Source organism: Pseudomonas sp. UYIF39, from assembly GCF_029963765.1.
Taxonomy (GTDB): Bacteria; Pseudomonadota; Gammaproteobacteria; order Pseudomonadales; family Pseudomonadaceae; genus Aquipseudomonas.
The window spans coordinates 20,414-27,354 of sequence record NZ_JALBYU010000040.1 but is presented as its reverse complement, the minus strand read 5'-3'; the positions used below and the strand labels follow the sequence as shown (position 1 = coordinate 27,354).

Here is a 6,941-nt window from a genome sequence, read left to right as displayed (position 1 = left end):
TCTGACAGTCACAGAAAGGGGGTCTGTACTGCCGCTATCGCGAGCAAGCTCGCTCCCACACGGGGTATTGCATGGTGTCAGTAGTTGTTGACGCCCATCCGACACGCAATCTCGAACGCCTGCCGAATCGCCCCGACATTCGCCTTGCCCTGCCCCGCGATATCAAACGCGGTGCCATGCGCCGGCGTGGTAATCGGAATCGGCAAGCCGCCCTGCACCGTCACCCCACGGGAGAAGCCCATCAACTTGATCGCGATCTGCCCCTGGTCGTGATACATCGTGACCACCGCGTCAAAGGCACTGGCATCGCCCTGAACCTTGAGGAAGATCGTGTCGGCCGGATACGGTCCTTCGGCCGCAATGCCCAGCGTCTGAGCCGAGCGCACGGCCGGGCCGATGATGTCCAGTTCTTCGCGACCGAACGAGCCGTTGTCGCCGTTGTGCGGGTTCAGTCCACACACACCAATGCGCGGCTTTTCCAGGCCATTGCGTTTGAGCGCGGTGTCGATCAGTTGGATCGCTTCAATCACCCGCGTCTGGTTGAGCATGCCCGGCACCTCGGCCAGGGCCACGTGGGACGTCACGCGCGAAGTCCAGAGGTTGTCGAGCACATTGAACTCGCAGAACGGCCCGTGAAAATCCAGCAGCTCGGCGAACCAGTGCAGTTCATCGCTGTGGGCCATGCCGGCCATGTGCAGCGAGGTCTTGTTCAGCGGCCCGAACAGCACCGCGTCGGTGGTGCCGGCCTCGGTCAGGCGCAGGGCTTTTTCCAGGGTGTCGAGGCTGTAGCGTCCGCCGATGACGCTGGCTTCACTGCGAGGGAATTCACCTAGGGTGTCGCCACGAAAGTCATAGAACAGTGGCGTGTCATCACGAAAATCCAGCTGATCCAGCGACTCGACGCGCCGGTAAGGAAACTCCACCCCGGCGATGCGCATTCCGCGACGCATTTCCGCTTCGTCGGCGATCAAAATCACATTGGCCTGGCTGCGCACTTCGGGCTCGCCGAGCAGGCGTGCGATCAGCTCCGGGCCGATGCCCGCCGGGTCGCCCAGGACCATCGCGATGGTTGTCTTGTTCATGCTTCACTCCTCAAGGATTCGGGCCATGTCCGGTCAATGGCGCAAGGCTCGCAGCGATAAACCCGCTGCGCGTTGCTGTAGAAAAGACGCTCCTGATCGGCGCTGGGCAAATCAGCAACGATGGATTTGAATCCGCTGTAGATGTCGTCGAACGAGCCGCACAGGCTGTCCACCGGAAAGTTGCTGGCGAACATCGCCCGATCAGTGCCGAACATGGCGATCACTTCACGCACGATCCAGGCGTTGTCTTTGGCGCGCCACGCCTGGCCGGCCTGGCCCAGGCCGGAAATCTTCACCTGCACATTCGGCCACTCGGCCAGCCGCGCCATCGCCAGACGCCAACCCGCCAGGCCTTCGGCACTGCGGTCATTGGGCAACCCGGCGTGGTTGAGAATGATCGTCGTGCCGGGAAAGTCCCGGGCCAGCCGTTCGGCTTCGTGCAGGTTCCACCACGGTGCCTGCAAATCGAAATGCAGCCCCAAACCTTCGAGCGCGGCGAAACTGCGGCGCCAATATTCGTCGCTCATCAGGCTGCGAACATGGCCGACCTGCGCAGGCGAAGTCGGTCCACCAGGTTTGTGGCGAACGCTGCGCACACACTTGAAACTGGCTTGCTCGACCAGTACCGCGATGGCGTCCGGACGGTCGAGCCAGGCTTGCGCCACGACGGCATTCGGCACGCCGTATCGGGCGGCCAGACCCTCGATAAAAAGGGTTTCGCCAATCGGGTCTTGCGGGTCCCATTCGGTCTCGACGTACACCGTTTGCACCACGCGATGCGGGCCGGCGTCAGCGAAATAGTCGTCAGGAAAATAGCGGCGCTTGATCGCGCGGTAATCACCGTAACGAAACGGGATGCTGGCTTCGGGCGCCAGCCACGGATGGTCATTGATCGACGGGTCCCAGAAGTGATGATGGGCGTCGATGATCGGGCCGTTCCACACATTAACCATGACGCACCTCGTCGAGGCTGATGAACAACGTCGCTAGAACAAACACCGCTGAGCACACCGCAAAGAACCCCAGCACCGGCGCAAAACCACCGGTCATTTGCAGAATGATCCCCACCAGAATCGGCACCGCGATGCCGCCGGTGCTGCCGGCCATGTTCATCACGCCGCCGATCAACCCGACACGCGCCGGTGCTGCCAGCAACGCCGGGAAGCTCCAGTAGAGGCTGCCCCACATAAGAAAAAAGGCGGTCATGGCCAACAACGCCACGGCCGCAAAAGGATTGCTCAGGGTCGGCAGCAGCAGGAACGCGCCGAGCGCCACCAGCCCGGAAAACGCCAGCAGGCTCTTGACCGCCACACCACGGCTGACGCCTTTGCGGATCAGCCCGTCGCAAAGAAAACCACCGGTCAACGAACCCAGCGCACCGCACACAAAGATCACAAACGTAGCCGCACCAATCCCCTTGATATCGAAACCGCGAGCCTGCGCCAGGTAACTCGGGCCCCAGGTCAGCAGACCGAAATACACCATCGCCCAACTGGCGCGACCGATCAGCAAACCACTCAAGGAACGTGCCGCGATGCCCAGGCCTTTGACCGGCACGCGCGCGGCTTCGGCAGCAGGCGTCGCGCGCCCGGCGTTGATCTTCTCTAGTTCTTCAGCATTCACCTGCGGGTGACTGGCCGGGTCATCGCGCAGATAACGCCGTGCGAGCCAGGCCAGCACCAACGTCGCGATGCCGGCAATCACGAACGCCAGACGCCACGAATCCAGCGAAGCAATCAGGTAGGCAATGATCAACCCGCCCAGCGCCACGCCCAACGGGCTGCCACTGTCCATCAGCACCGCGCCGCGACTACGCTCGCTCGGTGCCAGCCACAGGGAAATCAACTTGCCGCCGGAGGGGAACAAGGGAGCCTCTGCGGCGCCGAGTGCGACACGGGCAAACAGCAAGGACAACCCGCCGGTGGCGAATGCCGCGATCACCTGGAAAGTGCCCCACAACCCGGTGGACCAACTGATGACCCGGTGCGGCCCGAAGCGATCGATCATCCAGCCGCCCGGAATCTGCAGCAGCGCATACGCCCAGAAGAAGCTGCTGAGGATCAACCCTTGCATGCTCGGCGAGAGGGAAAATTCATGGGCGATGGTCGGCATCGCGATGGACAGCGAGACCCGATCGATCAGGTTGACCATGGTCAACGCAAAGATGATCGCGAAGATTCGCCAGCGCACGCTGCTGGCTTTGGTCGTGCCGGCCAGCGGTGTGGCCGCTGCCGCCGCTGGCTGGGCAACTGCGCCAGGCAGATGCAGGGAAGCACTGGAACGAGCCATGGTGCGTACCTCGTTTTATTATTGTTGTGGATTGCAACGTTGCCGCTTCATGGCGGCGCTGGTGAGCACTATCGAAGGCTGCGTGATAACCGTCTAATCAAAACTTGAAATAAGGCGATAGCCTCGGGTTATGGCATGCCCTGCTTTCAGGGCGCTTTTAACGTATTACGCAAACCCCGACTTTCCTCGCAAAAGGCTCTGGCGCAGAGCCTTCAGCGATAACGGCGAGTTTGGCCGTCATGACCTATAACCGCAGGCTATCGGTGTATGTATTGTTTTGACTAGACGCGGGGTCCGAGGCTTCACACACTCACTCCAGGCTTGCAGCTTTACCGCTCCGACAAGTCACTCATAACAACTACAAAAACGAGGCCTTCCATGCGAAATGCATTCGTCCGTCGCACATCCCGTCTGTTTCTTGGCTGCACGCTGGTCGCCGCCGGCGCCCTTCCCGCTCTCGCCAACGCCGCTTGGCAGCCGGACAAGAACGTCGAAATCGTCGTCGCTGGCGGTCCCGGTGGCGGCACCGACCAGCTCGGTCGGTTGATCCAGTCGATCATCACCACGCACAAGTTCCTCGACGTGAATACCATCGTCCTGAACAAGGGCGGCGGCAACGGCGCCGAAGCCTTCCTCGACTTGAAAATGAACAAGGGCGATCCGGAAAAACTGGTGATCGGTACCAACAACATCTACCTGTTGCCGCTGGTTTCCAAGCTCGGCTATCAATGGCAGGAACTGACCCCTGTCGCGGCCGTCGCCGAGGACGACTTCATTCTCTGGAGTTACAAGGACGCACCGTGGAAGGACGCCAAAAGCTTCTACGAAGCGGTCAAGGCTGACCCATCGAACCTGCGCATGGGTGGCAGCCAGTCCAAGGACGTCGACCAGACGTTGACCCTGCTGCTGAACCAGACCACCAACAGCAAACTGGTGTACATCCCGTTCAAGAGCGGCAGTGAAGCCGCGACCCAACTGGCCGGCAAACACATCGCCGCCAACGTCAACAACCCCAGTGAAAGCATCAGCCAATGGCGCGGCGATCAGGTCGAACCCCTCTGTGTGTTCAGTAAAGAGCGCATGAGCTACACCGAAAAAGTCGCCGGCGATAAGTCCTGGGCCGACGTTCCTACCTGCCACGAACAGGGTCTGGGCATCGATCAGTATCGCTTCCCGCGCACCGTGTTCATGCCCGGCGAAGTCACCGCCGAACAGCGGGCGTTCTATGTCGAGCTGATGCGCAAAGTCACCGAGACCCCGGAGTTCAAGGCCTACGTCAAACAGAACGCGTTGGTACCCACCTTCCTCGAAGGCGAGCCGCTGACCGCCTACATTGAAAAGGACACCGCCCGCGTCACGCCGGTGTTCAAAGAAGCCGGCTGGCTGAAAAACTGAGTTGTTCACGGCCGTCCGCCTGCGCACGGCCGTCACCTCTGGAGGTGCTTTCATGTCCCATTCTTCGGATTCACCGGCACTGGTCGGCACCCGCTGGGTCGAACTCGGCCTGGCAGTCTTCACCGCGCTGATTGGCGTGGTGGTGATGTTCGGCAGCGTCGAACAAGGTATCGGCTGGGGCGATTCCGGCCCCGAGCCGGGTTACTTCCCCTTCTACATCGGCCTGATGCTGAGCGCCGCGAGCGTGGCCAACGGGGTTTGGACCGTGGTGCGCTGGCAAGCCCTGAGCATTTCATTCGTCAGCCGCAGCGCGTTCAAGCAAGTGTTGTCGGTGTTCATCCCGATAACGCTGTTCGTCGGGGCGATGCCGTTTGTAGGCATCTACGTTTCCTCGGCCTGCTTCATCACCTGGTTCATGTGGCGTGACAAGGTCCGCGCCAAGCCGTACAGCAAGTTGATGATCGCCACGGTGGCGCTGGGCGCGGTGCTCGCCAGCTACCTGATTTTTGCGCTGTGGTTCAAGGTCCCGCTGGATGCCGGCCCGTTGGGCGACTGGATTACGCTGGCCCGGAGAAGCTTCAAATGAGCGAGTTCGATTCCTTGCTGCAAGGCATGAACCTGATCCTGACCCCGGGCCACATCGGCCTGATGGTGATCGGCGTGCTGCTGGGCATTCTGGTCGGCGTGTTGCCCGGCCTCGGCGCCCCCAATGGCGTGGCGTTGCTGCTGCCGCTGACGTTCACCATGTCGCCGGTGTCGGCGATCATTCTGCTGTCGTGCATGTATTGGGGCGCGCTGTTCGGCGGCTCGATCACCTCGATTCTGTTCAACATCCCCGGCGAGCCCTCATCGGTGGCGACGACGTTCGACGGCTACCCGATGGCCCGCGAAGGCCGCGCCGCCGAAGCACTGACCGCCGCGTTCAGCTCGGCGTTGATCGGCGCGTTGGCCGGGGTGTTGTTGCTGACCTTCCTGTCGACAAAGATCGCCGCGTTTGCCATGTCGTTCAGTTCACCGGAGTTCTTCGCGGTGTACCTGTTGGCGTTCTGCACCTTCATCGGCATGAGCAAAAACCCGCCGCTGAAAACCGTGGTCGCGATGATGATCGGCTTCGCCATGGCCGCGGTCGGTATGGACACCGTATCCGGCAACCTGCGCCTGACCTTCGACCAGCCGACGCTGATGACCGGCATCAGCTTCGAAGTGGCGGTGATCGGTCTGTTCGGTATCGGCGAAATCCTCTGCACCGTCGAAGAAGGTCTGGTGTTCCGGGGCGAGCATGCGCGCATCACACCGATGATCATCCTGCGCACCTGGGCCAAGTTGCCGCGTTACTGGTGGACGATTGTGCGCAGCACGTTGGTCGGTTGCTGGATGGGCATCACGCCCGGCGGGCCAACGGCGGCGTCGTTCATGAGCTACAGCCTGGCGCGGCGTTTCTCGAAGAACCGCGAGAACTTCGGAAAGGGTGAACTCGAAGGCGTGATCGCCCCGGAAACCGCTGACCACGCCGCCGGCACCAGTGCCCTGCTGCCGATGTTGACGCTGGGCATTCCAGGGTCGGCGACGGCAGCGGTGATGCTCGGCGGTTTGATGATCTGGGGCCTGCACCCCGGCCCGACGCTGTTCGTCGAGCAGCATGATTTCGTCTGGGGCCTGATCGCCAGCATGTACCTGGGTAATGTCGTCAGTCTGATCGTGGTGTTGGCCACCGTGCCGCTGTTCGCTTCGATCCTGCGGATTCCGTTCTCGATCATTGCGCCGATCATCATCATGGTCTGTGCCATCGGCGCTTACTCGGTGCACAACTCGTTCTTCGACGTGGTGCTGATGCTGGGCTTCGGCGCGCTGGGATATCTGTTCAAGAAACTCGGTTACCCGATCGCGCCGCTGGTGTTGGCGGCAGTGTTGGGGGACAAGGCTGAAGATGCATTCCGTCAATCGATGCTGTTCTCCGACGGGCACCTGGGGATCTTCTGGTCCAACCCATTGGTCGGCTGCCTGACCACGGCGGCGCTGCTGATGCTGTTCTGGCCGTTGATTTCCAAGGCGCTACAAACCCTGACGGGCCTGCGCAAACCCCACGTCGCCAAGCCAAAATCGGTGCTGTGACACAGCAATGCTGGCAACGCCTGACATTTGTTGTCAGGCTTGCCGCAGTCCTTTTTGTGAGCA

6 protein-coding genes are annotated in these 6,941 nt (G+C 61.4%); 3 read left to right on the top strand and 3 right to left on the bottom strand.

Annotated elements, in window-relative coordinates:
• Positions 1–77: 77 nt before the first annotated feature.
• From MO767_RS29450 to MO767_RS29440, 3 genes are read right to left on the bottom strand one after another with little or no spacing between them, the layout of a single operon-like run.
• Positions 78–1,082, bottom strand: coding sequence for a 4-hydroxythreonine-4-phosphate dehydrogenase PdxA (locus MO767_RS29450; RefSeq protein ID WP_282483386.1), 1,005 nt, complete (start codon positions 1,080–1,082; stop codon positions 78–80).
• Positions 1,079–2,035: an amidohydrolase gene (locus MO767_RS29445; RefSeq protein ID WP_282483385.1), complete on the bottom strand. Its 957-nt coding sequence runs from the start codon at positions 2,033–2,035 to the stop codon at positions 1,079–1,081. Before MO767_RS29445 ends, MO767_RS29450 begins: the two co-directional genes overlap by 4 nt.
• A complete protein-coding gene (locus MO767_RS29440; protein ID WP_282483384.1) occupies positions 2,028–3,371 on the bottom strand; it encodes an MFS transporter in 1,344 nt (447 codons plus the stop codon). Before MO767_RS29440 ends, MO767_RS29445 begins: the two co-directional genes overlap by 8 nt.
• 378 nt (positions 3,372–3,749) lie before the next feature.
• Between MO767_RS29440 and MO767_RS29435 the strand changes: the two genes are divergently transcribed.
• From MO767_RS29435 to MO767_RS29425, 3 genes are read left to right on the top strand one after another with little or no spacing between them, the layout of a single operon-like run.
• A complete protein-coding gene (locus MO767_RS29435) occupies positions 3,750–4,766 on the top strand; it encodes a tripartite tricarboxylate transporter substrate binding protein (protein WP_282483383.1) in 1,017 nt (338 codons plus the stop codon).
• Between the two features lie 52 nt (positions 4,767–4,818).
• Positions 4,819–5,352: a tripartite tricarboxylate transporter TctB family protein gene (locus tag MO767_RS29430; RefSeq protein ID WP_282483382.1), complete on the top strand. Its 534-nt coding sequence runs from the start codon at positions 4,819–4,821 to the stop codon at positions 5,350–5,352.
• Complete coding sequence (locus MO767_RS29425; RefSeq protein WP_282483381.1) at positions 5,349–6,878, top strand: tripartite tricarboxylate transporter permease; 1,530 nt, start codon at positions 5,349–5,351, stop codon at positions 6,876–6,878. The genes MO767_RS29430 and MO767_RS29425 overlap by 4 nt, the downstream gene beginning before the upstream one ends.
• Positions 6,879–6,941: the final 63 nt, after the last annotated feature.

Excerpts from the sequence above, each read along its gene's own strand:
- MO767_RS29435 (WP_282483383.1), top strand. The coding sequence starts at position 3,750 with ATGCGAAATGCATTCGTCCGTCGCACATCCCGTCTGTTTCTTGGCTGC.
- MO767_RS29440 (WP_282483384.1), bottom strand. The coding sequence starts at position 3,371 with ATGGCTCGTTCCAGTGCTTCCCTGCATCTGCCTGGCGCAGTTGCCCAG.
- MO767_RS29425 (WP_282483381.1), top strand. The coding sequence starts at position 5,349 with ATGAGCGAGTTCGATTCCTTGCTGCAAGGCATGAACCTGATCCTGACC.
- MO767_RS29430 (WP_282483382.1), top strand. The coding sequence starts at position 4,819 with ATGTCCCATTCTTCGGATTCACCGGCACTGGTCGGCACCCGCTGGGTC.
- MO767_RS29450 (WP_282483386.1), bottom strand. The coding sequence starts at position 1,082 with ATGAACAAGACAACCATCGCGATGGTCCTGGGCGACCCGGCGGGCATC.
- MO767_RS29445 (WP_282483385.1), bottom strand. The coding sequence starts at position 2,035 with ATGGTTAATGTGTGGAACGGCCCGATCATCGACGCCCATCATCACTTC.